This window comes from Gordonia sp. 11cp (genome assembly GCF_057767225.1).
This window is the reverse complement of the sequence record NZ_CM173437.1, coordinates 5,353,290-5,376,816: the sequence shown is the minus strand read 5'-3', so window position 1 is coordinate 5,376,816 and position 23,527 is coordinate 5,353,290. Positions and strand designations below refer to the sequence as shown.

Here is a 23,527-nt window from a genome sequence, read left to right as displayed (position 1 = left end):
GCAGGTCCCCACCCACACGAAAGAGAGCCAGTGAGCGCTGCCCCCACCTTCCGCAACGTCGCGATCGTCGCGCACGTCGACCACGGAAAGACCACACTCGTCGATGCCATGCTGCGCCAGTCCGGCGTCTTCGGCGAGCGCGCCGAGGTCGTCGACCGGGTGATGGACTCCGGTGACCTCGAACGTGAAAAGGGCATCACCATCCTCGCCAAGAACACCGCGGTCCACCGGCGCCAGCCGGACGGCACCGAGGTCGTCATCAACGTCATCGACACCCCCGGCCACGCCGACTTCGGTGGTGAGGTCGAGCGCGGTCTGTCGATGGTCGACGGTGTGGTGCTCCTCGTCGACGCCTCCGAGGGCCCGCTGCCGCAGACGCGCTTCGTGCTCCGCAAGGCGCTGGCCGCCGAGCTGCCGGTGATCGTCGTCGTCAACAAGACCGACCGTCCCGACGCCCGCATCCAGGAGGTCGTCGACGAGACGCAGGACCTGCTGCTCGATCTGGCCTCGGACCTCAGCGACGAGGCCGCCAAGGCCGCCGAGCTGGTCCTCGAACTCCCGGTGCTCTACGCTTCGGGCCGCGCGGGCAAGTGCAGCACCGTCCAGCCCGCCAACGGCGAGGTCCCGTCGGGGGAGAACCTCGACGACTTCTTCAACGTCCTGCTCGAGCACGTCCCGGCGCCCAAGGGTGACCCGGAGGCTCCGCTGCAGGCGCACGTGACCAACCTCGACGCCTCGGCGTTCCTGGGTCGTCTGGCGCTCGTCCGCATCCACAACGGCACCCTGCGCAAGGGTCAGCAGGTGGCCTGGTGCCGCGAGGTCGACGGCGAGGCCGTCGTCGAACGCGCCAAGATCACCGAACTCCTCGCCACCGTCGGCGTCGAGCGGGCACCGGCCGAGTCGGCATCGGCCGGCGACATCGTCGCCGTCGCCGGTATGCCGGAGATCATGATCGGCGACACGCTGGCCGACGTCGACAACCCGCAGCCGCTCCCGCGGATCACCGTGGACGAGCCCGCGATCTCGGTGACGATCGGAACCAACTCGTCGCCGCTGGCCGGCCGCGTCTCGGGTCACAAGCTGACCGCCCGCATGGTCAAGTCGCGCCTGGACGCCGAGCTGGTCGGCAATGTCTCGCTGCGCGTACTCGACATCGGCCGCCCGGACGCCTGGGAGGTGCAGGGACGTGGTGAGCTCGCGCTGGCGATCCTCGTCGAGCAGATGCGCCGCGAGGGTTTCGAGCTGACCGTCGGCAAGCCCCAGGTGGTCACGCGCAAGGTCGACGGCAAGGTTCAGGAGCCCTTCGAACACCTGACCGTCGACGTCCCCGAGGAGTACCTCGGTGCGGTGACCCAGCTGCTGGCCGCCCGCAAGGGCCGCATGGAGCAGATGAACAACCACGGCACCGGGTGGGTCCGGATGGAGTTCATCGTGCCCTCGCGTGGCCTGATCGGTTTCCGCACCGACTTCCTCACCGAGACGCGCGGCACCGGTATCGCCAACGCCGTCTTCGACGGATACGACGCCTGGGCCGGCGAGATCCGCGCCCGCCACACCGGCTCGCTCGTCAGCGACCGCGCCGGCACGGTGACCCCGTTCGCGATGATCCAGCTGGCCGATCGCGGCACGTTCTTCGTCAACCCGGGCGACGACAGCTACGAGGGTCACGTCGTGGGTATCAACCCGCGTCAGGAAGACCTCGACATCAACGTCACCCGCGAGAAGAAGCTGACCAACATGCGGCAGTCCTCGGCCGACGTGATGGAGACCCTCGCCAAGCCGATGCAACTCGACCTCGAGGCGGCGATGGAGTTCTGTGCCGCCGACGAGTGTGTCGAGGTGACCCCGGAGGTCGTGCGGGTGCGTAAGGTGCACCTCGACTCGAACACGCGGGCACGTGAGCGTTCGCGGGCCAAGTCCCGAGACGCCGCCGTCGGATCCTGACCGCGGCCGGCGACCGGGGCGGTGGCCTCGACACGTCTTGACGGACCGAGCAGCTTCTTTGTCATGGGGGTATCCGAGGTGAATCGCGCGAGACCACGTCCTGGCCGCGAGGCCGCGAACCGGGTCCGTGGCCGGATCCTCGGTGTGCTCTCGTGCGGTGTCGCGCTGCTCGTCGTGCTGACGGCGTGTATGTCCGATCCGCCGCCCCCGGTCCGCGACACGGGGCCGCCGCCCACCCCGACCGAGTACCCGGTGGAGAAGACGATCTACATCGCCACCGACTCGGTCGGCTCGGGGTTCAATCCGCACATCGCCGCGGACCAGAACCCGGTGACCACGGCGGTCGCGGCGATGACGCTGCCCAGCGCCTTCGCCCCGGTCCAGACACCGCGCGGGACGGTGTGGGAACTCCAGCGTTCGTTCGTGACCTCCGCGGAGGTGACGTCGCGCGCGCCGTTCACGGTCACCTACCGCATCCACACCGACGCCCAATGGTCCGACGGCCTCCCGGTGACCGGTGACGACTTCAACTTCCTGTGGCAGCAGATGTCCCGGCAACCCAATGTCGTGGCTCCGGCCGGTTACCGACTCATCGATTCGGTGCAGTCCAGCGAGGGAGGCAAGGTCGTCGAGGTGCGGTTCGAGCGGCCGTATCCGGCCTGGCGAGAGCTCTTCACCGGGCTGCTGCCGAGCCACGTGCTGAAGGGTGCGCCCGCGGGTTTCCAGACCGGGATGGACACCGGCAAGCCGGTGTCGGCCGGTCCCTACGCGATCGTGGGCATCGACAAGACCCGGGACGAGGTCCGACTCGCCCGCAACGATCGCTACTGGGTGACACCGCCGCGGCTGGATCAGATCGTGCTGCGTCGCGCGGGCACCGAGGCCCAGATGCTCGACTCCGTGCGCTCCGGCGATTCGGCCGTCGTGGCCCTGGGTGCCTCGCCGGCCACCGACGCAGAACTGACCGCCCTGCCCGGTCTGGAGACCGCGCGCAGCCTGACAGCGCGATCGCTGGGCGTCAGCGTGAACGCCCGGACCGACGCGATGAGCTCGGTCGAGGTCCGGCGCGCGATCCTCGGGCTGATCGACCCGCGGCTGACGACCTTCGCCGGTGCCGGGGACTGGGTCGTCGAGCCGTACGCCAACACGGTCTTCGCGCCGTCGGACCCCGGTTATTCGCCGGTGGACCGACCGCGTGCCGGACCGGCCGAGATCGACGCCCTGCTGGCCGGCGCCGGTTATCGTCGCGCCGCGCCGGAACCGGTCGGTTCCGCGTCCCCGGTGCCCGCGCCCTCGTCCGAGTCGCCGTCGTCCGAGTCGCAGTCCTCGTCCCCCTCCCCGTCCCCGTCCGGTTCATCCGCGGTCCCGGGTTCGGGCGAGGCCCCGATCGAAGGGCTGGCCGAGGTGCCGGAGCTGCCCGAGGGCATCCTGCCGTTCCAGCGAGACGGTCAGGACCTCATCGTGCGTGTCGGCGCGGTCGCCGGCGATCCACGGACCACGTCGGCCGCGTCGAGCATCGTCGACCAGCTCCGCGGCGCGGGGGTGCGCGCGCAGGTCGTCACACTCCCCAACAGTGAGCTGTACGGTTCGGCCCTCACCAACAAGCGCGTCGACCTGGTGGTCGGGTGGTCGGGGCTCGGCGTGCCGCCGGCGGCATCGCTCGCCTCGCAGGTCGACTGCAACCAGCCCAAACCCGGCACCGAACCGTCGCCCGCGACGCCGCCGACCCCCACCAGCATCGCGCCGAGCGGCGGCGATCCCGGGGACAGCTACGCCAGCAACATCTCCGGACTGTGCGATCCCCGTCTGATCGAGCTCGCACGGACCGCGCTCTCCGAGGACGACCCGGTCCCGACGCTGAACGAGGCCGAACCGCTGCTGGCCGCCCAGGCCGTCTATCTGCCGCTGTACCAGGACTCGATGGTCGTCGGAACCACGTCCGCCGTGCGCGACGTCCCGCTCACCGGACCCATCCAGGTCTCGATCTTCGGGACCGCGGTGGACTGGGAGCTGTCGTGACCGGTACCCCGGACGGTCGCCGATTGCTGCTCGTCCACGCTCATCCCGACGACGAGACGATCATGACCGGCGGCACCATCGCCCGGTATCTCGCGGAGGGCGTCGACGTGCGGGTCCTGACCTTCACGCTGGGCGAGGAGGGCGAGGTCATCGGTGACGAGTGGGCGCAACTGGTCGCCGACGGAGGTGCCGACCAACTCGGTGGTTTCCGGGTCCTCGAACTGACACGGGCCCTGGCCGAGCTCACTCCCGACGGCCGGGCCCCGCTGCGGCCGCGATTCCTCGGCGGCGCCGGACGCTGGCGGGATTCCGGAATGGCCGGCGCGCCGTCCGCGAACCACCCGCGCGCACTCGTGCGGGCACCGTTCGACGAACCGGTCCGCGCGCTGGTCGATGTGCTCACCGAGTTCGCACCCCAAGTGGTCGTCAGCTACGACGCCTCGGGGACGTACGGACATCCCGACCACAAACTCGTGCACGAGGTCACCGCGGCCGCGGTCGCCCGCGCCCGCGAATTGGGCCGGGGCCCCGTGAAGGTCTATGAGTCGGTGACCGAACGCAGCGCCCTCGAGTCCGGTCTGGCCCGGGCCGTCACGGTGCCCGACGACTGGCGGATGCCCCGTGCGGGGGAGTTGCCGAGCTACCCCGATGCCGACATCACCACCGAGATCGACATCAGTGCGTACCTCGACCGCAAGGTTGCCGCCCTGGCCGCCCATGCCACCCAGGTGACCGTCGCCGCGTCGGGTACCGAATACGCGCTGTCGAACAACATCCTGCAGCCGATCGCGAGCGCGGAGCACTACATCCTCACCGAACCGGAACGCCACGAGTCGCTCGGTGCCCCGGACGACCCGGGCGCACGTGAGTCGGACCTGTTCGCCGGGATCGACTGAGACCCGGGATCGATGAAGCCGATGACACGTTCCACTCGCCCCGCGCCGGGGTCCGTCCTCGACCGGGTCCTCCTCGGATTCCTGATCGTCGACGGGTTCGCCATCGGACTGCTCGGCGTCGCGTTCACCTACCAGCGTTTCGGTGGCGTCGCTCTGCCCGTCGCCGCCCTCGTCGCCGGGGTGGTCAACGCGGTCCTGCTCTGGCTCGCGGCCGCCTTCACCGCCACCCCGTGGCGGTACGGCCCCCTCGCCGCGTGGGGACTCGTGGTCGTCATCGCCGGCGGACTCCCCGGTCCGGGCGGTGATGTCGTGCTCTCGATCAGCGGCGGCTACCTGGTGCAGACATTGCTGCTCCTCGTCCTCGGGGTCGGGCCGTGCGCCGCGCTGGCCTGGACCGGTCGGCTGCCCGAGCCCGACTGACCGCACCTGCGCGGGGGCGCTCTGCGCTGCACTGCGGCGGGCGGCGTTAGAGTGAGAGACATGCTTCTGCGCGCGTGGGCCGAAGACATCCTGGCCCCGAACGAGCGCGTCACGGCCGCATTGAGCCGTGTTCGTGACGACCCGACTCTCGGGGCCGACGCCCTCGACGATGACGGCTGGGTCGCGCTGCTCGGCGCTTCCGGCGCGCACCTCGACGAACTGTGCGACCTCGCCGACTCCGTGCGCCGTCGCGTCACCGACCCGGATGCGCTGACCTTCGTGGTCAACCGCAACTTCGACACCGGCGTCGTCAGTCGTCTCGGGCCCGACGACCCGGGGTTGGACGAGCTGGTGGCCGAGGCGGTCGGGCTCGGCGCGACCGAGATCTGCATGCAGGGTCCACTGCCCGCCGAGTTGCCGGCCGATGGGTACGTCCGGCTCGTCGAGGAGATCACCGGTGCCGCCGACGGGTTGCACCTGCACGCCTACCGGGCCCCGGAGATCGTCGACGGCGCCGAGCGTGCCGGGGTGTCCGTCGCCGAACATCTCGAGCGGTTGCGGTCGGCGGGCCTGGGATCGGTGCCGGGGACCGCCGCCCAGATCCTCGACGACACCGTCCGGGCGACGCTGTCACCCTCCGGCTCGGCCCCACCGGTCGGCAGCTGGGTCGACGTCATCGAGACAGCCCATCGCGTGGGCCTCTTCTCCACCGCGACGATGCTCTACGGACACGTGGAGACGCCCGCGCACCAGATCGCACATCTGCGGCTACTTCTCGAGATCCAGCGTCGCACGGGCGGTTTCAGCGAGCTGATCCTGATGCCGCTGCTGCCCGAGAACGTGCCTCCGCACCTCGCCGGGTCCGCCTCGCGGACGGCGTCGGAACGGGAGACCCGCGCGTTGCATGCCGTCGCCCGGCTCATGTCCGCGGGCCTCCTCGACCATCTCCAGGTGGCCTGGACGAAACTCCCGGCCGCCACCGTCGACCTGGTGTTGCGCGGCGGGGCGGACGATCTGGGTGGTCTGCTGCTCGACGGCGCGCTGATGCCGGCCGCCGGCCCGGAAGCGGGTCGCGTGCTCGACGCCGCCGCCGTCGTCGACATCGCGGCGCGCGCCGGACGCACACCGCGTCAGCGCACCACCCGCTACGAGGAGCCCGGATCCGATCGGCAACTCCCGCTACCCCAGGTGTCCGCGTGAGTGGGACACCCTCCGCGGTCGGGTCGTCGACCGCAACGCGGCAGCCCCCGCTGACCATGGACGACGTCGATGTCGTCATCATCGGCGCGGGCTTCGCCGGCCTCGGGATGGCAACGCAACTCGCGCGTCGCGGGCAGGAATCGTTCGTCGTGCTCGAACGGGCCGACGGCGTGGGGGGCACGTGGCGCGACAACACATATCCCGGTATCGCCTGCGACATCCCGGCACATCTCTACTCGTTCTCGTTCCGGCCACCCGCGGACTGGTCGACGCGGTTCCCGCGCGGTGCCGAGATCCGCGGCTACCTCGAGCAGATCGTCGTCGACGAACGGCTGGCCGACCACATCGAACTCAATCGTGAACTGCGCGAAGCGGTCTGGGATGAGCGGGCCGCGCACTGGGTGATCACCGCGGCAGCGCCGGACGGAAGGTCCGCCACGTTCTGTGCCCGCACGCTGGTCCTGGCCGTGGGGCGGCTGTCGGAGGCGCGCATCCCCGACATCGACGGACTCGACACCTTCCCGGGGCAGGTCGTCCACACGGCCGGCTGGCACGACGAGGTCGCCGTGACGGGGAAGCGGGTCGGGGTCGTCGGGACCGGCGCGTCGGCGGTCCAGCTGGTCCCGCACCTCGCCGACGTCGCCGAGGAGCTCGTCGTCTTCTGCCGCACCGCACCATATGTCGTGCCTCGGGCGGATCGGAGCTACACCGACGACGAGCGCGCCGCGATGCTCGATCCCGTCGTCGCCTCCGAAGTGCGCGACCGACTCCTCGCCGAGGCCGACGTGGCATTCCGGCAGCGGCTCGGGCTGCATCCCGACATCGACGAGATCCGGGCGCGGGCCCGTGACCACCTGCACGGGCAGGTGGCCGACGCCGACCTCCGTGAACAGCTGACCCCCGACTACGAGATCGGTTGCAAGCGAATACTTCTCAGCGACGACTTCTACCCGGCGCTGCAGCGGTCCAACGTGGTGTTCGAGCCGAGCGCACTGACGTCGGTCACCGAGTCCAAGGCCACCGCGCACAGCGGTCACACCTACGACCTCGACGTGCTGGTGATGGCAACCGGTTTCGAGTCCGCGCGGCCCCCCGCGGCGTCGCGCATCACGGGACGGGTCGGCCGGCGGTTGTCGGAGCACTGGTCCGCGGGTATGACCTCCTACGCCTCGACCGTCGTCAGCGGATTTCCCAACATGTTCGTCCTCGACGGGCCGAACGCCGCACTCGGACACAACTCGGCGATCTACATGATCGAGACGCAACTCGACTACGTCGTGGGTGCGTTGGAGTACATGGCCGACAACGGGGTCGCGACCCTGGCGGTCTCGCCTGCGGCGGAGGACGCGTACACGCGCGAGATCGACGCGCGCAGCGAGTCGACGGTGTGGCTGACCGGTTGTGACAGTTGGTATGTCGACCCCGACAGTGGTCGCCTGACCCTGCTCTGGCCGGGCACCGCGGCCTCGTTCCGGGAACGCAACGGCACCTTCGACCCCCAGCCGTATGAACCAGGTCCCGGCGACACCCGCACCGGAACACCCGAGGAGGGGGAGGAATGACCGACCAGACCACCATTCGTGCGGCGCTGGCCGCCGCCCGCGACCGGGCGCCGATCGGTCTCGACGAGGCCGAGGCGCTCCTGGCCTGTTCGGGAGACGACCTCGCCGAACTCCAGTCCATCGCCGGGGCGATCCGCGACGAAGGACTCGAGGCGGCCGGCAGGCCGCGTCAGATCACCTACTCCCGCAAGGTGTTCATCCCGCTGACCCGGCTTTGCCGCGACCGCTGCCATTACTGCACCTTCGTGACGGTCCCCGGGAAGCTCGCACGCGCGGGGGAGGGCCTCTACCTGGAACTCGACCAGGTCGTCGACCTTGCGCGACGAGGTGCCGAACTCGGTTGCAAGGAAGCTCTTTTCACCCTCGGTGACCGGCCCGAGGACCGGTGGCCGCAGGCCGGCGAATGGCTGGCCGAACGCGGTTACTCCTCGACGCTGGACTATGTGCGTGCCGCGGCGGTCGCGGTGCTGTCGGAGACGGGACTGCTGCCGCACCTCAATCCCGGGGTGATGAGCCTCGAGGAACTGCTCCGGCTTCGGCCGGTCGCGCCGTCGATGGGCATGATGCTGGAGACGACGTCACGCCGCCTGTTCACCGAGAAAGGCCAGGCGCACTACGGAAGTCCCGACAAGGACCCCCTGGTCCGCATGCAGGTGTTGCGCGACGCGGGCGCCGCACGCGTTCCGTTCACCACCGGCATCCTGGTCGGGATCGGCGAATCCCTCACCGAGCGAGCCGAATCGCTGGTGGCGATCGCCGATGTGCACGCCCGGGGCGGGCACATCCAGGAGGTGATCGTGCAGAACTTCCGCGCGAAGCCGGACACCGCCATGCGCTCGACCCCCGATGCCGAGATGACCGAGTTCCTCGCCGCCGTCGCGGTCGCCCGGATCGTCCTCGGTCCGCACATGCGGGTCCAGGCGCCGCCGAATCTGGTGTCGCCCGCCGAATGCGCGGCACTGATCGCGTCGGGCGTCGACGACTGGGGTGGGGTGTCGCCGTTGACGCCCGATCATGTCAATCCGGAGCGCCCGTGGCCCCACCTCGACGCCCTGGCCGCACGCACCGCGGAGTCCGATTTCGTTCTCACCGAACGCATCACCGCGCAGCCGCCCTATGTCCTGAACGGTGCCGACTGGATCGACCCGGCTCTGACCCATCACGTCGCCGCACTCGCTGACCCGGTGACCGGGCTCGCCGTCGACACCCGACCGGCACCCCGTCCCTGGCCCGCGGTCGCCTAGTGTTGTCCTGCTCCCTGAGGTGCGAGCGAAGCGAGCCTCGAAGGGTCAGTCGAGAACGGGTGCGAGGGCCTCGAACCCGCCGATGACGTCGGTCGCTCGATGGAGCCCGAGATCCTGCAGCGCCGCCGCGGCGAGGCTGGAGGTGTATCCCTGTGAGCAGAGGATGATCCAGCGGACGTCGTGGTCGACGGCTTGGTCGATCCGCGCGTCGCTCTGCGGGTCGCAACGCCATTCGAGGACGTTGCGTTCGATCACTAGAGCCCCCGACGCCTCGCCCTCCTCGGCGCGCTGGGCAGCAGGCCGGATGTCGACGAGGACGGCGCCGGCGGCGAGTTCGGCGGGAACAGCCGCGGCGTCGACGCGGTCCAGACGGGCCCGTGCCTCGGCGAGGACGTCGTCGATGGTCTTGGTCGGCCGCGTCCCGGTCATTCGGGTTCGTCGGTGAGAACGGTCCGGTTGCGGCGCAGGTGTCCGCCCTCGGAGATGTCGTAGTAGGACATCGCGGTCAACGGCGGTGAATACGCGTGCACGCTGAGCGTGGGCGTCACCAGGGCGACGGGCTCCTCGTTCGGCGACGAGTCCGGCGTGGCCGCAACCGGGTTCCGCACGACGTCGTGCACCCACCCGAGGGGGAAGGCGGCCTGGTCGCCGGCGTCGAGGATGCGCACCGCCAGATCGTCCCCCGTCCAGTGGTACTCGCGCAAGCTTCCCGACAGGACGGTCAGCGCGCCGAGCGAGCCGGCGTGGTCGTGGAGTTCGGTGGCCTCACCCGGCGTCCAGCTGATCAGCCACACGTCGACGTCGTCGTCGGCGTGCAGACGTGTCGACCAGCGGTGCCGCTCGTCCCACACCTCCGGAAGGAGTGCGTCGTGCCGGCCGTCGAGAACGTCCGCGACGCCCTGGTCGGTGATGCGAAGGAGGTCGGCGGGCCGAAGCCGCGTCGGCAGGTGGCTGAGGGCGCGCGGGGCAGCGGTCACGGGACGCTCACGGAGCGACGAGGAGTTCCGCGCACGGCGGGCGGGGGAGAGGGACGGCGTCGAGGACGGAGATGCCCATTCGGTGCGGGCGAGTGTGGAGGTCATGGCGAATCCTTGCGAGGGTCGATGGATGTGGTGTGGCCGATCGGTTCAGCAACAGCACATCGACATCGACCGCGCCGTGGGTCGGTGCGGCACCCGAGCGCATGCGCCCACGGGGCGGTGGCCCGTGAGGACGGATTCGTCGACGACGATCATGTGCCCGAGACTGCCCGCCGACCGCCGTGGCGTCGAGGTTTGGCGGCACGCTGAGCGAAACCCGGGACGTCGGTTTACCGCCCGAGTGTGATCCTCGTTACTCGAAGGGCGATCCAGGTGCTTCTCGACGGGGGCCGATTTCGTCGCAGCGTCCACCGGGGCGGATACTGTGGGGTGCGGTTCGACCAGCCCTCGGGCCGCACCGGCGCCGATGCCGGAGTGCTGTTCGACGCCGAACCGCGCTTCTCGTCGCGCCGACCCGGATCTTCCCTAGCGAAGGAGTGAGTGGTGACCTACATCATCGCGGAGCCTTGCGTCGACGTGTTGGACAAGGCTTGCGTGGAGGAATGCCCCGTCGACTGCATCTACGAGGGTGGACGCATGCTCTACATCCAGCCGGATGAGTGCGTCGACTGTGGTGCGTGCGAGCCGGTGTGCCCGGTCGAGGCGATCTTCTACGAGGATGATGTTCCCGACGAGTGGGAGCCCTACGTCAGCGCGAACGCCGACTTCTTCGACGACCTCGGTTCGCCGGGCGGTGCCAGCAAGGTCGGCAAGACCGATGCCGATCCGGCGTTCATCAAGGGCCTCCCGCCGATGAACGAAGAGGACTGACCGGCTCCGCATGAGCAGCTCCGTCTCCCGTGCGGCCGCACCGTTGCGTGTCTCCTCCACTCGTGTGAGCGGACGCCTGCCGGACTTTCCCTGGGACACGATCGCCGGCGCGAAGGCAACAGCCCAGGCTCACGCCGACGGCATCGTCGACCTGTCGGTCGGCACACCCGTCGACCCGGTGCCCGCCCTCATCCGCGACGCACTCGCCGACAGTTCGACGTTCCCCGGATATCCGACGACGACCGGAACGCGCGAGTTACGCGAAGCGGCCGCGGAATCGTTGATCCGACGGCACGGCGTCACGTCGCTCGACGAGACGGGCATCCTCCCGGTGATCGGGACGAAGGAGGCCATCGCCGGGCTCGCATCGACCTTCGGGCTCGGTGCCGGCGACGACGTGGTCATCCCCGAGGTCGCGTATCCGACGTATGAGGTGAGCGCCCTGCTCGCGGGTGCCCGGCCGGTGCGCGCGGATTCGACCGTCGCCCTGGGACCGATGAACCCGGCCCTGATGTTCATCAACTCGCCGTCGAATCCGACCGGCAGGATTCTCGGCCTCGACCATCTCCGCAAGGTCGTGGGGTGGGCACGCGAGCGTGGAACCGTCGTCGTCTCCGACGAGTGCTATCTCGGCTTGAGCTGGGAGGGCGAGCCGCTGTCGATCCTCGACCCCAGGGTCTGCGACGGCGACCACACCGGGCTGCTCGCGGTTCACTCGCTGTCGAAGATCTCGAACCTGGCGTCGTATCGCGCGGGCTTCTTCGCCGGCGACCCCGAGCTCATCGGTGAACTCCTCGCGGTCCGCAAGCATGCCGGACTCATCGTGCCGTTCCCGATCCAGGGGGCGATGACCGCCGCGCTGCGGGACGATGCCCATGTCGACGAGCAGCGCGAACGCTATGCCGCGCGCCGTCGTCTGCTGAAGGGTGCGGTCGAGGCCGCGGGCTTCCGGGTCGACCACTCAGAGGCGGGCCTGTATCTCTGGGCCACCCGGGATGAACCGTGCCGGGAGACCGTCGACTGGCTCGCCGCGCGTGGAATCCTCTGTGCCCCCGGCGATTTCTACGGGCCGGCAGGCGAACGCCATGTGCGCATGGCGCTCACCGCCACCGACGAACGCATCGGTGCGGCGGTCGCCCGTCTGGCCGACTGAGTCCCGGCCTGGTCAGCCGCGCCCGCTCTTCTTCTGCAATCGGTCGATCTCTTCGGAGGCCTCCGCCTTGGTGAGGTCGGCCGAGATCGTCTCACCGGCCTCCCGTGCGAGGGTGTCGAGGTAGCTGCGCTGCGCCCCGGTCATCGGCTCGTCACCGGTCACCCAGTCGTCGGGATCCTTCTCGGTGGAGTTTCCGGCGCCTGCGCCGAGGACCTCGTTCTCGGTGTCGTTCGTCGAACGATTGTTCGATGTGCTCATGAGCCCACCATACGTCGGGATCGCCGATCCGGCCAGTGAGCGGCGATCCCTCCGAGGGACTCAGTCGTTCTTGTGCAGGGCCTCGTTGAGGGCGATGCCGTCGCCCTTCCACGGCACGACCTCGACCGCGCCGGTCAGGCTGTTGCGACGGAACAGCAGGTTGGACTGTCCGGACAGGTCGCGCGCCTTGATCTGGGTGCCGTCGGGCCCGGTGACCTTGGTGCCGGCCGTGACGTAGAGACCGGCCTCGATGACACAGTCGTCACCCAGCGGGATGCCGCAGCCGGAGTTCGCGCCGAGCAGGCACCGCTTGCCCAGCGCGATGATCTCCTTGCCGCCACCCGACAGGGTGCCCATCGTCGATGCGCCGCCGCCGATGTCGGAGCCGTCGCCGACCACGACACCCGCGGAGATGCGACCTTCCACCATCGACGAACCGAGGGTTCCGGCGTTGAAGTTGACGAAGCCCTCGTGCATCACGGTGGTGCCGGCCGCGAGGTGCGCGCCGAGGCGGATACGGTCGGCGTCGCCGATGCGGACGCCCCCGGGCACGACGTAGTCGACCATGCGCGGGAACTTGTCGATCGAGTAGACGGTGACCGGGCCACGCGCGCGGAGCTTCGCCCGCACCGACTCGAAGTTCTCGACCGCACAGGGGCCGTGGTTGGTCCACACCACGTTGGTGAGCATTCCGAAGATGCCCTCGAGGTTGGCGCCGTGCGGGGTGATGAGCCGATGCGACAGCAGGTGCAGTCGCAGGTAGACATCGTAGGCGTCGATGGGTGCGGCGGCGATGTCGGCGATCCCGGTGCGGACCGCGATGGTCTTCACCCCGCGGGCCTCGTCGACTCCCACCAGCTCACGGAGGTGGGCCGGCGTCGACTCCTCGTCGAGGGTCACCGTCTCCGCGGTCTCGACACCGTCGAGTTCGGGCTCGGGGAACCAGACGTCGAGGACGACGCCCGGAGTCGAACCCCCGTCGATCACGGTCGCGATGCCAGTTGCGTGTGCGCCAGTAGAAGTCACGACACGTGAGTCTAGGTGATCGATGCCGGACGTCCACGCCCCGCCACCGACGCCGCGGCGCCGACCCGTCGTCATCCATTCGGCCCAAAGTCCTGGTCACGCGTAGTGCGCCGCTCGTAGGGTCGCCACCATGACCGGTCATCCGCAGCCGCCCGCACCACCACGGCGCCGACGCCGGCGCTGGCCGTGGGTGCTCGGCGGGCTCGGCGTCGTGGTCATTGCGGCGCTGGCCGTCGGAGCCGTCGTCTTCCAGCCGTGGCTGATCTTCGTCGACACCGAGGTCGACGACGCGATCCCCGTGGCGGTCACCCCGACGACGTCGGCGCCGGGGCAAGCGCCTCCCGCCGGACCGGTGGTGGTCTCGCGGGGCGATCTGATCAGCCACGAGCACTCGACCTCCGGGACGGTCTCGATCATCGAGCAACCGGACGGGTCGCGGGTCCTGGCGATCGAGAACCTGGACACCACGACCGGCCCGGACGTCCACGTGTGGCTGTCGCAGGGGGACGTCGTCGAGGGATTCAGTGGCTGGCGCACGGCCGCCGGGGTCCCGCACGTCGACCTCGGCATGATCAAGGGGAACAAGGGCAACCAGGTCTACGAGATCCCCGCCGACGTCGACCTGGGTGACTATCCGTCGGTGTTTCTCTGGTGCGTGAAGTTCAGCGTCTCCTTCGGCGCCGCAGAGATGGGCTCACTACGGTGAAGGGGTGAGCATTCCCGATCTCGACCTGACCGCCGACCCCGTCGACCTGACCGCCGCACTGGTCGACATCGAGAGCGAGTCGCGCAACGAGTCCGCCATCGCCGACGCGGTCGAGGCCGCCCTGCGAACGCAGACAACCGGTTTCGAGATCATCCGGCACGGCAACCGCGTTCTCGCGCGCACCGATCGCGGTCTCGCCCAGCGGGTCATCCTCGCCGGACACCTCGACACCGTGCCGGTCGCGGGCAACCTCCCACACCGTCGTGAGACCCATCCCGAGGAGGGCGACATCCTGCACGGATGCGGGACCGTCGACATGAAGTCCGGTGACGCGGTGTTCCTCCACCTCGCGGCGACGCTGCCCGAGCCCGCCTCGGATCTGACGCTCGTCTTCTATGACTGCGAGGAGATCGCGGCGGAGTTCAACGGCCTGAACGACATCGAGCGCGAGCTCCCCGAGTGGCTGGCCGGCGACGTGGCGATTCTCGGCGAGCCCACCGCGGGGCTCATCGAGGCGGGATGCCAGGGAACGCTGCGGGTTCGTCTGTCGACGACGGGCACCCGTGCGCATTCGGCCCGGTCGTGGATGGGCGACAACGCCATTCACAAACTCGGCGGTGTCCTCACCACGCTGGCGGGTTACCGGGCCCGCCGGGTCGACATCGACGGCTGTGAGTACCGCGAGGGGCTGTCCGCGGTCGCGGTCGGTGGCGGCGTCGCCGGCAACGTGATCCCGGACGCCGCGCACGTCGACGTCAACTTCCGCTTCGCGCCGGACCGCTCGGTGGACCAGGCGCTCGATCACGTGCGCGAGGTGTTCGCCGCCGATCTGGCCGACGGCACCCTCGGGCTGGAGGTCACCGATTCCGCCGCCGGTGCCCTGCCCGGGCTGGCGCATCCGGCGGCCGCGGCGCTCGTCGACGCGGCGGGCGGGCGCTTCCGCGCGAAGTACGGCTGGACCGACGTGTCCAGGTTCTCGGCCCTCGGGATCCCGGCCGTGAACCTGGGCCCCGGCGACCCCAACCTCGCGCACCGCGTCGACGAACGAGTGCCGGTGGAGCAGATCCGCGCGGTGACCGAACTGCTTCGCGCGTACCTGTCCTGACCTGGCGAGACCGTCCGGTCCGGGCGGCGCTGCTAGCGTGACCGCCATGTCGACCACGCCCGATCCCGCCGCAGCCGTCAACGAGGCCGACGAGGCCGGGGACGCCGACACCTGCTACGTCGGACCGATCCGGATCCGTCGAGACCAGCAGGGCAAGACCACCGACCGTCGGCTGCTGGAATGGGTCGACCCGCGCGACGCCGCGCGTCGTTCCGACCGGACCATGCGTGACTCCTGGCGCGTCCTGCGCATCCAGTCCGAGTTCGTCGCCGGGTTCGACGCGATGAGCGAGGTCGCCGAGGCCGTGACGGTCTTCGGCTCGGCGCGACTGCATCCGGATTCGCCGGAGTACGCGCTCGGCGTGCGCGTCGGCCGGGCGCTGGGCGAGGCCGGCTACGCGGTCATCACCGGCGGCGGACCCGGTGCGATGGAGGCTGCGAACCGGGGCGCGCACGAGGCCGGGGCGGAGTCGATCGGACTCAACATCGAGCTGCCCTTCGAACAGGGCCTCAACCCGTGGGTCGATCTCGGCATGAACTTCCGCTACTTCTTCGTGCGCAAGACGATGTTCGTCAAGTACGCGCAGGCGTTCGTCTGCCTTCCCGGCGGGATGGGCACGCTCGACGAGCTCTTCGAGGCGCTGACCCTCGTGCAGACCAAGAAGGTCGTCCGGTTCCCGATCGTGCTGGTGGGCAGTGACTTCTGGGGCGGACTCCTCGCCTGGATGCGTGACGTCCTCGCCGCGCGCGGGATGATCTCGCCGGAGGATCTCGACCTGCTCACCGTGGTCGACGATCCCGATGACGTGGTGGCCGCCATCGAAGCAGCCACGCCCTGAGGGCCGATATGACCTCGCCGGGCCGCGATGGCACGATTGCCCGGTGAGTGCTGTCTGTGTCTATTGCGCGTCCGGTCCCGTCGACCAGCCCTACCTCGATCTCGCCGCCGAGGTGGGCCGGACACTGGCCGAGCAGGGGCACGTGGTCGTCTCCGGTGGCGGGAACATCTCCATGATGGGAGCGCTGGTCAACGCCGCTCGCGAGGCCGGCGGCCACACGGTCGGCATCATCCCGCGCGCGCTGATGAAACACGAGGTCGCCGATCTCGGGTCGGGTGAACTCGTCGTCACGGAGACGATGCGCGAGCGCAAGCGACTCATGGACGAGCGCGCCGACGGGTTCATCACCCTGCCGGGCGGTATCGGGACGCTCGAAGAACTCTTCGAGACCTGGACCGGCGGATACCTCGGAATGCACGACAAGCCGGTCGTCCTGCTCGATCCTTCCGATTTCTACGCGCCGTTGCTCGACTGGCTGCGAGAGTTGTCGACAACCGGGTTCGTCGCCCGTCGATCGCTCGACCGACTGCTCATCACGCGCTCGGTGTCCGACGCGGTGGAGTTGGCAACGGCCCGGTGAGGCCTTGCTACCGGCCGGTAAGGTAGCGCGAGGGTGCGCGGAGCACTCGAAACGCCAGCGGGAGAGCGGAGGGCAGATGTCCCCAGAGGTCGAGCAGCAGGACAGTCGGCAGCAGAGTGTGAAGAAGACGGTCGGTATCCCCGACCTTCTTCGTGGTGTGGTGAAGATGGCGCCACACGCGACCGGGATGATCAAGCACGCACCGGGGCTCATCCGACGCCCACCCGAGGCCAAGCGCACGATCGGTTCGGTCTTCCAGAAGCACGCGGCCGAACACCCCGACCGGCCCTTCGTCCGGTTCGAGGGCCGCACGACGACCTACGGCGAGGCCAACCGCCGAGTGAACCGTTATGCCGCAGCGCTTTCGGCCGACGGGGTCGGCAAGGGTGACGTGGTGGCGCTGCTGTCCAAGAACTGCACCACCGACCTGCTGCTGATGCTCGCCACCGTCAAGCTGGGCGCGATCGCCGGGATGCTGAACTACAACCAGCGCGGTGAGGTGCTCGAGCACAGCGTCGGACTGCTCGAGGCGAAGGTCCTGATCCACGATCCCGACTGCGCGGAGGCCTTCGAGTCGATCCCGGAGTCGGTCCTGCCCCGGCACGTCTACGACTTCGCCGAATTCGACGCCGCCGCCGACGGGCTCTCCGAGGAGAACCCCGAGGTCACCGAGCAGCTGCCCGCGTCGACCAAGGCCTTCTACATCTTCACCTCCGGCACCACGGGGATGCCTAAGGCGAGCGTGATGAGCCACAACCGGTGGCTGGCCAGCCTGTCCGGCATCGGTGGTCTGGCCGTCCGGTTGCGCCACAGCGACACGATGTACGTGCCGCTGCCGCTGTACCACAACAACGCGCTGTCGGTCTCGCTGTCCTCGGTCCTCGCCTCCGGGGCGTGCATCGCCATCGGACGGTCGTTCTCGGCGTCGAAGTTCTGGGACGACGTGATCCTCAATCGCGCGACGGCCTTCTGCTACATCGGCGAGCTGTGCCGCTACCTCCTCGCCCAGCCCGAGAAGCCCACGGACCGCCAGCATTCCGTGCACACGGTGGTCGGCAACGGCATGCGCCCGGACATCTGGGACGAGTTCCGCGAACGCTTCGGCGTCGACCGTGTCGTCGAGTTCTACGGGGCCAGCGAACTCAACCTCGCGTTCGTCAACGCGTTCAGCGTCGACAAGACCGCCGGCTTCTGCCCGCTCCCGTACAAGATCGTGGAGTACGACGAGGAAGGGAACCCGAAGCGCGGCGACGACGGTCGGCTCGTGAAGGTCGGCCGGGGCGGCACCGGTCTGCTGCTCGCCCAGATCAGTGACCGGGTACCCGTCGACGGATACACCGACTCGGAGGAGACCGAGAAGAAGATCATCCGCGACGCCTTCAAGGACGGCGACGCCTACTTCAACTCCGGTGACCTCGTGCGCGATCAGGGCTTCGCGCACATCGCCTTCGTCGACCGGCTCGGCGACACCTTCCGATGGAAGGGGGAGAACGTCGCCACGACCCAGGTCGAAGGTGCGGTGGACTCCTACGAGGCCGTCGCCCAGTCGGTGGCGTACGGCGTCGAGGTCCCGGGAACCGACGGTCGTGCCGGAATGATCGCGATCAAGCTGCGCGAGGGTGCCGAGCTCGATCCGAGCGGCTTCGCCCGGCACCTCTACGACGCGCTGCCGTCCTACGCGGTACCGCTGTTCGTGCGGGTCGTCGACGACTTCGAGCAGACCTCGACCTTCAAGAACCGCAAGGTCGAGCTCCGCAAGGAGGGATACACCGACGTCGAGGCCGAACGGCTCTACGTGCTGCTCGGCAAGGAGAAGGGATACACCGACTACTACGACGGCTACCCCGACGACGTCGCCGCGGCCAAGGTGCCCAAGGGGTGAGTTCGACCCCGGAGGTGCCGGTGTCGCCGACGCTGTGCGGGCGTCGGGTGCCGACCGATCGCGCGCTGGTCATGGCGATCGTCAACCGCACGCCCGACTCGTTCTACGACCGGGGTGCGAGCTTCGACGACACCGCCGCCCAGGCGCACGTCGACCGGGTGGTCGCCGAGGGCGCCGACATCATCGACGTCGGCGGGGTCAAGGCCGGACCCGGTCGAGAAGTCGACGCCGCGACGGAGGCAGCCCGGGTCGTCGGGATGATCTCCTGGATCCGCGACCGCCACCCGGACGTGCTGATCAGCGTCGACACGTGGCGCAGCGAGGTCGCCGATCAGGCCTGCGCCGCCGGGGCCGACCTGATCAACGACACCTGGGCGGGGTTCGATCCCGAGGTGGTCGCCGTCGCCGCCGAACGCGGCGCGGGAATCGTCTGCTCTCACACGGGCGGCGCGGTGGTGCGTACGCGGCCGCACCGCGTCTCCTACGGGGATTCCGTCGACGCCGTGGTGGCCGATGTGCTCCGGGAGGTGACCACGGCAGCCGACCGGGCGCTCGCTGCCGGGGTCCGTCGTGACTCCATCGTTATCGATCCGACGCACGATTTCGGCAAGAACACTCACCACGGGCTGGCTCTGTTACACGGTGTGAAAGATCTTGTTAACACGGGCTGGCCGGTGCTGATGGCACTGAGCAACAAGGATTTCGTAGGGGAGACTCTGGGTACAGACCTAGCGCAACGATTGGAAGGGACTCTGGCCGCGACGAGTCTGGCCGCCGCCCAAGGCGCCCGGATCTTCCGCGTTCACGAGGTCGCAGCCACTCGTCGTGTGGTCGACATGGTCGCTGCCATCGCGGGAACGAGACCACCCGCCCGAACAGTCAGGGGACTCGCATGACCAAGCAGCAGAAGCGACGTAAGCCCAGCACCGTCAGCAGCCGGGACAAGGCCGCGGTGTGGCCGACGGTCGCACAGGCCCCGGGAACCGAGCAGCGTTGGTCGGCAACCCACACCTGGGAACAGCCGGAGTGGACGATCGACGAACTCGTGGAGGAGAAGCGCGGCCGGACGATCTCGGTCGTGCTCCCCGCGCTGAACGAGGAGGAGACCGTCGCCGACGTCATCGCCACGATCATGCCGCTGTACGGAACCCTGGTCGACGAGATCATCGTCTTGGACTCCGGCTCCACCGACGCCACCGCCGAGCGTGCGCTCGCCGCCGGCGCCCAGGTGGTCACCCGCGAGGAGGCGGTGCCCGAGCTGGACCCGGTGAAGGGCAAGGGTGAGGTGCTGTGGCGTTCGATCGCCGTGGCGACCGGCGACATCATCGCCTTCGTCGACTCCGACCTCATCGACCCGGACCCGATGTTCGTGCCCAAGATGCTGGGCCCGCTTCTGGTCAACCCCGAGATCCAGCTCGTGAAGGGCTACTACCGGCGTCCGCTGCGCACCGGAGGTACGCACGACGCCAACGGCGGCGGCCGCGTGACCGAGCTCGTCGCCCGCCCCCTCCTGGCCTCCCAGAAACCCGACCTCACCGCCGTCCTGCAGCCGCTGGGCGGCGAGTACGCCGGCACCCGCGAGTTGCTGTCGTCGGTACCGTTCGCGCCGGGGTACGGGGTCGAGATCGGGCTGCTCATCGACACCTACGACCGCTACGGCCTCGCCGGAATCGGTCAGGTGAACCTCGGTGTCCGGACTCACCGCAACCGCCCGCTGGTGGAACTTGGGGTCATGAGCCGGCAGATCGTCGGAACCCTCATGCGCCGATGCGGTATCGGGGACTCGGGCGTCGGGCTGACCCAGTTCACCGCCGAGCCCGACGGGTCGTTCACGCCGCACACCACCGAGGTCTACCTCGAGGATCGTCCGCCGATGAACACCGTGCGGGTCCTGGACGCGAAGACCGAGGAGATGGCCTCCTAACGCGTCCCAGACGCCGACCCGGCGACGCCGCGCACCTGCACCGAGAGCGAGCCGTCGTCGGGTCTGTGCTGTGCCGGACCCTCGTCCGGCGGCTTCTGTCAGGATGGATCTCATGCAGACGCTGCTGCTGTACCTGCTGATCATGGGGCTCGTCGTCGCGGCCGTGTTCGCCGTTGTCTGGTTCGTGTTCGGACGTGGCGAAGACCTGCCGCCGGTCGAGCCCGAGACGACCCTCACCAGACTGCCGTCGGTGGGGATCACCGGCGACGACGTCCGCGCGTTGCGCTTCGCGCAGACACCGCGCGGCTACAAGCAGGCCGAAGTCGACTGGGCGCTGGCGCGTCTCGCGCATGAGGTCGACGATCTCCGCTCGGTCATCGCGCGCCTGCGCGACCGCGAGCCGGTGCCCGGGACGCATGCGGGGACGCATCCGGACGACCCGGCCGCCGACGGCGCCGAGAACGCCGCGGGAGCCTGGCGGTCGGGCCCGCCGACGGCCCCGGGGTAGTCGCACACCGGTTCTGCGCGGCGCGCGTGTCGCGCACTGGCAATCGTGTGAGACGCGGGCACGTATCATGTTCGGAGCAAGGACCTTGAAGGGAGCTTGAGAATGGCGGCAATGAAGCCACGTACTGGGGACGGCCCCCTCGAAGCGGCCAAAGAAGGGCGTGGAATCGTTGTCCGGATTCCGATCGAGGGTGGAGGTCGACTCGTCGTCGAGCTGACCGCCGACGAAGCAGCCGCGCTGGGCGAGGAACTCCGCGGGGTCACCGGCTGAACATGCCCCACGAGGGCAGTTCCCATGAGGCCCGGGCGGACACACCGACACCGCACCGGGCGCATGGCCTCAACTCGATCGTCGAGATCCTACGATGCCCGGTGTGCGCCGGGCCCCTTTCGGTCGACGCCACCTCGTTGCGTTGTCCCGCCGCTCACTCATTCGACATCGCGCGGCAGGGCTATGTCTCACTGCTCGACGGCCGGTCGGGCGCGTTGCGCGCCGACACCGCGGCCATGGTCGCCGCGCGGGCGCGGGTGCATGACGCCGGTTTCTTCGGCGCCGTGGTGGATTCCGTCGCCCGACGCGCCGCCGAGTTCGCGAGCGGACTCGCCAGGCCCGTGATCCTCGACGCGGGCGCCGGTGGCGGACACTATCTTCGCGCCGCGGTCGACGCGGGCGCAGCGGCGGGCGGTGTCGAACGCTCCTCCGTCGCCGGGATCGGCATCGACCTGTCCAAGTACTGCGCTCGGGCCATCGCCCGCGGCCCGCACTCACTCGCGGCGATCGTCGCCGACGTCTGGCGAGGACTGCCGGTTGTCGATGACGCTGTCTCGGTGGTGCTCTCGGTGTTCGCGCCCCGAAACGCCCCCGAGTTCGCCCGGGTGCTCGCGCCCGATGGCGCACTGATCATCGTGAGTCCGGGACCCGACCACCTCGCCGAGCTCATCGAACCGATGGGGATGCTGCGGGTGGACTCCGCGAAATCCGCACGTCTCCACGCCGCACTCGACGACGGTTTCGAGCTGGTCGACGAATCACCCCTGCGGTACACCGCGAGCGTCGACGCCGCGACCGTCGGCGACCTGGTCGCCATGGGGCCCTCGGCATTTCACTCCGAGGAGGCCGACATCCGCTCGCGGGCAGATGCCTTCGCCGGGACGGGACGCGTGCCGGTGACGGTGTCGGTCGTGGTGACCACCTGCCGGCCGGCCCGCGGGCGACACCCCGGTCAGCGCCGGACGGACTCGTAGATCCCCAAGGTCTGCTCGGCGATCGTCGCCCAGGAGAATTCGGCGCCGGCGCGCTCGCGGCCGGCCGCGCCCATCGCCGCGGCCGCGGCTGCATCGGAACTGACCGCGTTCACCGTCTCGGCGAGATCGTGTTCGAAGGCCGCCGGATCGACGGGGTCGTACCGCACGAGGCGGCCGGTGACGTTGTCGCGCACCACCTCGGGGATGCCGCCGACATCCGACGCCACCACCGCGGTACCGCAGGCCATGGCCTCGAGGTTGACGATGCCCAGCGGTTCGTACACCGACGGGCACACGAAGACCGTTGCCGCTGTCAGGATCTCGCGGATACGCGGGAGCGGCAGCATCTCGCGCACCCAGTGCACGCCGGGGCGTGACGCGGACAGTTCACCGACGGCCCGCTCGATCTCGGCGCCGATCTCCGGGGTGTCCGGCGCGCCCGCGCAGAGGACGAGTTGGATCTCCGGGTCGAAACGGTGGGCGGCGGCGACGAGATGCGCCACGCCCTTCTGCCGGGTGATCCGGCCGACGAACGCGACGATGGGCCGGGTCGGGTCGAGCCCGAGGGCGGTGGGCGTCGAATCGGGCCCGAACGGGTCGTCGACCGGATACCACTGTGAGGTGTCGATCCCGTTGCGCACCACGTGGACACGCTCGGGGTCCAGGCGTGGGTAGGTGTCGCAGATCTCGGTACGCATACCCGAACTGACCGCGATGACGGCGTCGGCGTACTCGACCGCGTTGCGTTCGACCCAGCTCGAGACCCGGTACCCGCCGCCGAGTTGCTCGGCTTTCCACGGACGCGACGGTTCGAGCGAATGCGCGGTGAGCACATGCGGCACGTCGTAGAGCTGGGCGGCCAGGTGCCCGGCGAGACCGGTGTACCAGGTGTGGGAGTGCACGACGTCGGCGTCGGCCGCGCCGACAGTCATCCGCAGGTCGGCCGAGAGCGTGGTGATCGCCGCATTGGCCCCGGCCAGCCCCGGGTCGGGGGTGTACACCGCGGCGGTCTCCCGCTCGGCACCCATGCAGTGCACGTCGACGGTGATGAGATCGCGGAGATGGCGGACCAATTCGGTGACGTGGACACCGGCACCGCCGTAGACCTCAGGTGGATATTCTCGTGTCATCATCGCCACCCGCATGATCTCGACGCTAGTGCCATCGC

The 23,527-nt window shown here is 69.5% G+C and carries 24 protein-coding genes; 19 read left to right on the top strand and 5 right to left on the bottom strand.

Annotation, left to right across the window (positions count from 1 at the left end):
• The first annotated feature begins 30 nt into the window (after positions 1-30).
• The 7 genes from typA to cofG all read left to right on the top strand — a co-directional run bounded on the left by typA (position 31) and on the right by cofG (position 9,285).
• Positions 31-1,944 (top strand): translational GTPase TypA, encoded by a 1,914-nt coding sequence (gene typA / locus AC3B6C_RS24130; protein ID WP_010841418.1) that lies wholly within the window; start codon positions 31-33, stop codon positions 1,942-1,944.
• A 63-nt stretch (positions 1,945-2,007) separates the two neighbouring features.
• Positions 2,008-3,963 (top strand): ABC transporter family substrate-binding protein, encoded by a 1,956-nt coding sequence (locus AC3B6C_RS24125; RefSeq protein WP_488374390.1) that lies wholly within the window; start codon positions 2,008-2,010, stop codon positions 3,961-3,963.
• Complete coding sequence (mshB, locus tag AC3B6C_RS24120; RefSeq protein WP_010841416.1) at positions 3,960-4,859, top strand: N-acetyl-1-D-myo-inositol-2-amino-2-deoxy-alpha-D-glucopyranoside deacetylase; 900 nt, start codon at positions 3,960-3,962, stop codon at positions 4,857-4,859. The genes AC3B6C_RS24125 and mshB overlap by 4 nt, the downstream gene beginning before the upstream one ends.
• Positions 4,860-4,871: 12 nt before the next feature.
• Positions 4,872-5,279, top strand: coding sequence for a hypothetical protein (locus AC3B6C_RS24115; RefSeq protein ID WP_010841415.1), 408 nt, complete (start codon positions 4,872-4,874; stop codon positions 5,277-5,279).
• A 60-nt stretch (positions 5,280-5,339) separates the two neighbouring features.
• On the top strand, positions 5,340-6,479 hold the full coding sequence (locus tag AC3B6C_RS24110; RefSeq protein ID WP_488374389.1) for an FO synthase: 1,140 nt from the start codon (positions 5,340-5,342) through the stop codon (positions 6,477-6,479).
• Positions 6,480-6,535: 56 nt separating this feature from the next.
• Positions 6,536-8,041, top strand: coding sequence for a flavin-containing monooxygenase (locus AC3B6C_RS24105; RefSeq protein ID WP_488376392.1), 1,506 nt, complete (start codon positions 6,536-6,538; stop codon positions 8,039-8,041).
• The gene (gene cofG, locus AC3B6C_RS24100) at positions 8,038-9,285 is read left to right on the top strand and encodes a 7,8-didemethyl-8-hydroxy-5-deazariboflavin synthase CofG (RefSeq protein ID WP_488374388.1); all 1,248 of its coding nucleotides are present in this window, start codon (positions 8,038-8,040) and stop codon (positions 9,283-9,285) included. The genes AC3B6C_RS24105 and cofG overlap by 4 nt, the downstream gene beginning before the upstream one ends.
• A 45-nt stretch (positions 9,286-9,330) precedes the next feature.
• Here the strand turns inward: cofG and AC3B6C_RS24095 are convergent, their stop codons facing one another.
• Both AC3B6C_RS24095 and AC3B6C_RS24090 read right to left on the bottom strand, forming a co-directional pair.
• The gene (locus AC3B6C_RS24095) at positions 9,331-9,714 is read right to left on the bottom strand and encodes a rhodanese-like domain-containing protein (RefSeq protein WP_488374387.1); all 384 of its coding nucleotides are present in this window, start codon (positions 9,712-9,714) and stop codon (positions 9,331-9,333) included.
• Complete coding sequence (locus AC3B6C_RS24090; RefSeq protein ID WP_010841410.1) at positions 9,711-10,367, bottom strand: cysteine dioxygenase; 657 nt, start codon at positions 10,365-10,367, stop codon at positions 9,711-9,713. The genes AC3B6C_RS24095 and AC3B6C_RS24090 overlap by 4 nt, the downstream gene beginning before the upstream one ends.
• Positions 10,368-10,805: 438 nt before the next feature.
• Between AC3B6C_RS24090 and fdxA the strand changes: the two genes are divergently transcribed.
• Both fdxA and dapC read left to right on the top strand, forming a co-directional pair.
• Entirely contained in the window at positions 10,806-11,135 is a 330-nt protein-coding gene (gene fdxA, locus AC3B6C_RS24085; protein WP_004019217.1) for a ferredoxin, read from the top strand.
• A 10-nt stretch (positions 11,136-11,145) separates the two neighbouring features.
• The gene (gene dapC / locus AC3B6C_RS24080) at positions 11,146-12,288 is read left to right on the top strand and encodes a succinyldiaminopimelate transaminase (RefSeq protein ID WP_488374386.1); all 1,143 of its coding nucleotides are present in this window, start codon (positions 11,146-11,148) and stop codon (positions 12,286-12,288) included.
• Between the two features lie 12 nt (positions 12,289-12,300).
• On the opposite strand, the gene AC3B6C_RS24075 is transcribed toward dapC, so the two are convergent.
• Entirely contained in the window at positions 12,301-12,546 is a 246-nt protein-coding gene (locus AC3B6C_RS24075; protein ID WP_014927574.1) for a DUF3072 domain-containing protein, read from the bottom strand.
• 60 nt (positions 12,547-12,606) lie between these two features.
• Positions 12,607-13,572: a 2,3,4,5-tetrahydropyridine-2,6-dicarboxylate N-succinyltransferase gene (gene dapD, locus AC3B6C_RS24070; RefSeq protein WP_014927573.1), complete on the bottom strand. Its 966-nt coding sequence runs from the start codon at positions 13,570-13,572 to the stop codon at positions 12,607-12,609.
• A 190-nt stretch (positions 13,573-13,762) separates the two neighbouring features.
• Here dapD and AC3B6C_RS24065 point away from each other — a divergent pair, with 190 nt between their 5' ends.
• From AC3B6C_RS24065 to AC3B6C_RS24020, 10 genes are all read left to right on the top strand, one after another.
• Positions 13,763-14,278, top strand: a complete 516-nt coding sequence (locus tag AC3B6C_RS24065; protein ID WP_488376388.1) for a DM13 domain-containing protein — start codon at positions 13,763-13,765, stop codon at positions 14,276-14,278.
• Positions 14,279-14,282: 4 nt separating this feature from the next.
• Positions 14,283-15,383 (top strand): succinyl-diaminopimelate desuccinylase, encoded by a 1,101-nt coding sequence (gene dapE, locus AC3B6C_RS24060; RefSeq protein WP_488374385.1) that lies wholly within the window; start codon positions 14,283-14,285, stop codon positions 15,381-15,383.
• A gap of 46 nt (positions 15,384-15,429) precedes the next feature.
• Positions 15,430-16,221: an LOG family protein gene (locus AC3B6C_RS24055; RefSeq protein WP_010841403.1), complete on the top strand. Its 792-nt coding sequence runs from the start codon at positions 15,430-15,432 to the stop codon at positions 16,219-16,221.
• A gap of 43 nt (positions 16,222-16,264) precedes the next feature.
• Positions 16,265-16,801, top strand: coding sequence for an LOG family protein (locus tag AC3B6C_RS24050; RefSeq protein ID WP_010841402.1), 537 nt, complete (start codon positions 16,265-16,267; stop codon positions 16,799-16,801).
• Between the two features lie 76 nt (positions 16,802-16,877).
• Positions 16,878-18,683: a long-chain-acyl-CoA synthetase gene (locus AC3B6C_RS24045; protein WP_488374384.1), complete on the top strand. Its 1,806-nt coding sequence runs from the start codon at positions 16,878-16,880 to the stop codon at positions 18,681-18,683.
• A gap of 14 nt (positions 18,684-18,697) precedes the next feature.
• Positions 18,698-19,579 (top strand): dihydropteroate synthase, encoded by an 882-nt coding sequence (gene folP / locus AC3B6C_RS24040; protein ID WP_488376385.1) that lies wholly within the window; start codon positions 18,698-18,700, stop codon positions 19,577-19,579.
• On the top strand, positions 19,576-20,607 hold the full coding sequence (locus AC3B6C_RS24035) for a glucosyl-3-phosphoglycerate synthase (protein ID WP_010841399.1): 1,032 nt from the start codon (positions 19,576-19,578) through the stop codon (positions 20,605-20,607). Before folP ends, AC3B6C_RS24035 begins: the two co-directional genes overlap by 4 nt.
• 112 nt (positions 20,608-20,719) lie before the next feature.
• Complete coding sequence (locus AC3B6C_RS24030) at positions 20,720-21,115, top strand: DivIVA domain-containing protein (RefSeq protein ID WP_488374383.1); 396 nt, start codon at positions 20,720-20,722, stop codon at positions 21,113-21,115.
• A 102-nt stretch (positions 21,116-21,217) separates the two neighbouring features.
• Positions 21,218-21,385, top strand: a complete 168-nt coding sequence (locus tag AC3B6C_RS24025; protein ID WP_004019232.1) for a DUF3117 domain-containing protein — start codon at positions 21,218-21,220, stop codon at positions 21,383-21,385.
• Between the two features lie 2 nt (positions 21,386-21,387).
• Positions 21,388-22,359 (top strand): putative RNA methyltransferase, encoded by a 972-nt coding sequence (locus AC3B6C_RS24020; RefSeq protein ID WP_488374382.1) that lies wholly within the window; start codon positions 21,388-21,390, stop codon positions 22,357-22,359.
• Here the strand turns inward: AC3B6C_RS24020 and glgA are convergent.
• Entirely contained in the window at positions 22,338-23,504 is a 1,167-nt protein-coding gene (glgA, locus tag AC3B6C_RS24015; RefSeq protein ID WP_488374381.1) for a glycogen synthase, read from the bottom strand. The two genes, AC3B6C_RS24020 and glgA, sit on opposite strands and share 22 nt — an antisense overlap.
• Positions 23,505-23,527: the final 23 nt, after the last annotated feature.

What these genes read in the sequence shown, in the direction of transcription:
- AC3B6C_RS24045 (WP_488374384.1), top strand. Translation starts at nt 16,878, where the DNA reads ATGTCCCCAGAGGTCGAGCAGCAGGACAGTCGGCAGCAGAGTGTGAAG.
- AC3B6C_RS24125 (WP_488374390.1), top strand. Translation starts at nt 2,008, where the DNA reads ATGGGGGTATCCGAGGTGAATCGCGCGAGACCACGTCCTGGCCGCGAG.
- AC3B6C_RS24110 (WP_488374389.1), top strand. Translation starts at nt 5,340, where the DNA reads ATGCTTCTGCGCGCGTGGGCCGAAGACATCCTGGCCCCGAACGAGCGC.
- AC3B6C_RS24020 (WP_488374382.1), top strand. Translation starts at nt 21,388, where the DNA reads ATGCCCCACGAGGGCAGTTCCCATGAGGCCCGGGCGGACACACCGACA.
- glgA (WP_488374381.1), bottom strand. Translation starts at nt 23,504, where the DNA reads ATGCGGGTGGCGATGATGACACGAGAATATCCACCTGAGGTCTACGGC.
- AC3B6C_RS24095 (WP_488374387.1), bottom strand. Translation starts at nt 9,714, where the DNA reads ATGACCGGGACGCGGCCGACCAAGACCATCGACGACGTCCTCGCCGAG.
- AC3B6C_RS24025 (WP_004019232.1), top strand. Translation starts at nt 21,218, where the DNA reads ATGGCGGCAATGAAGCCACGTACTGGGGACGGCCCCCTCGAAGCGGCC.
- AC3B6C_RS24075 (WP_014927574.1), bottom strand. Translation starts at nt 12,546, where the DNA reads ATGAGCACATCGAACAATCGTTCGACGAACGACACCGAGAACGAGGTC.
- AC3B6C_RS24105 (WP_488376392.1), top strand. Translation starts at nt 6,536, where the DNA reads ATGGACGACGTCGATGTCGTCATCATCGGCGCGGGCTTCGCCGGCCTC.
- AC3B6C_RS24090 (WP_010841410.1), bottom strand. Translation starts at nt 10,367, where the DNA reads ATGACCTCCACACTCGCCCGCACCGAATGGGCATCTCCGTCCTCGACG.
- AC3B6C_RS24035 (WP_010841399.1), top strand. Translation starts at nt 19,576, where the DNA reads ATGACCAAGCAGCAGAAGCGACGTAAGCCCAGCACCGTCAGCAGCCGG.
- AC3B6C_RS24055 (WP_010841403.1), top strand. Translation starts at nt 15,430, where the DNA reads ATGTCGACCACGCCCGATCCCGCCGCAGCCGTCAACGAGGCCGACGAG.
- AC3B6C_RS24115 (WP_010841415.1), top strand. Translation starts at nt 4,872, where the DNA reads ATGAAGCCGATGACACGTTCCACTCGCCCCGCGCCGGGGTCCGTCCTC.
- AC3B6C_RS24030 (WP_488374383.1), top strand. Translation starts at nt 20,720, where the DNA reads ATGCAGACGCTGCTGCTGTACCTGCTGATCATGGGGCTCGTCGTCGCG.
- dapC (WP_488374386.1), top strand. Translation starts at nt 11,146, where the DNA reads ATGAGCAGCTCCGTCTCCCGTGCGGCCGCACCGTTGCGTGTCTCCTCC.
- cofG (WP_488374388.1), top strand. Translation starts at nt 8,038, where the DNA reads ATGACCGACCAGACCACCATTCGTGCGGCGCTGGCCGCCGCCCGCGAC.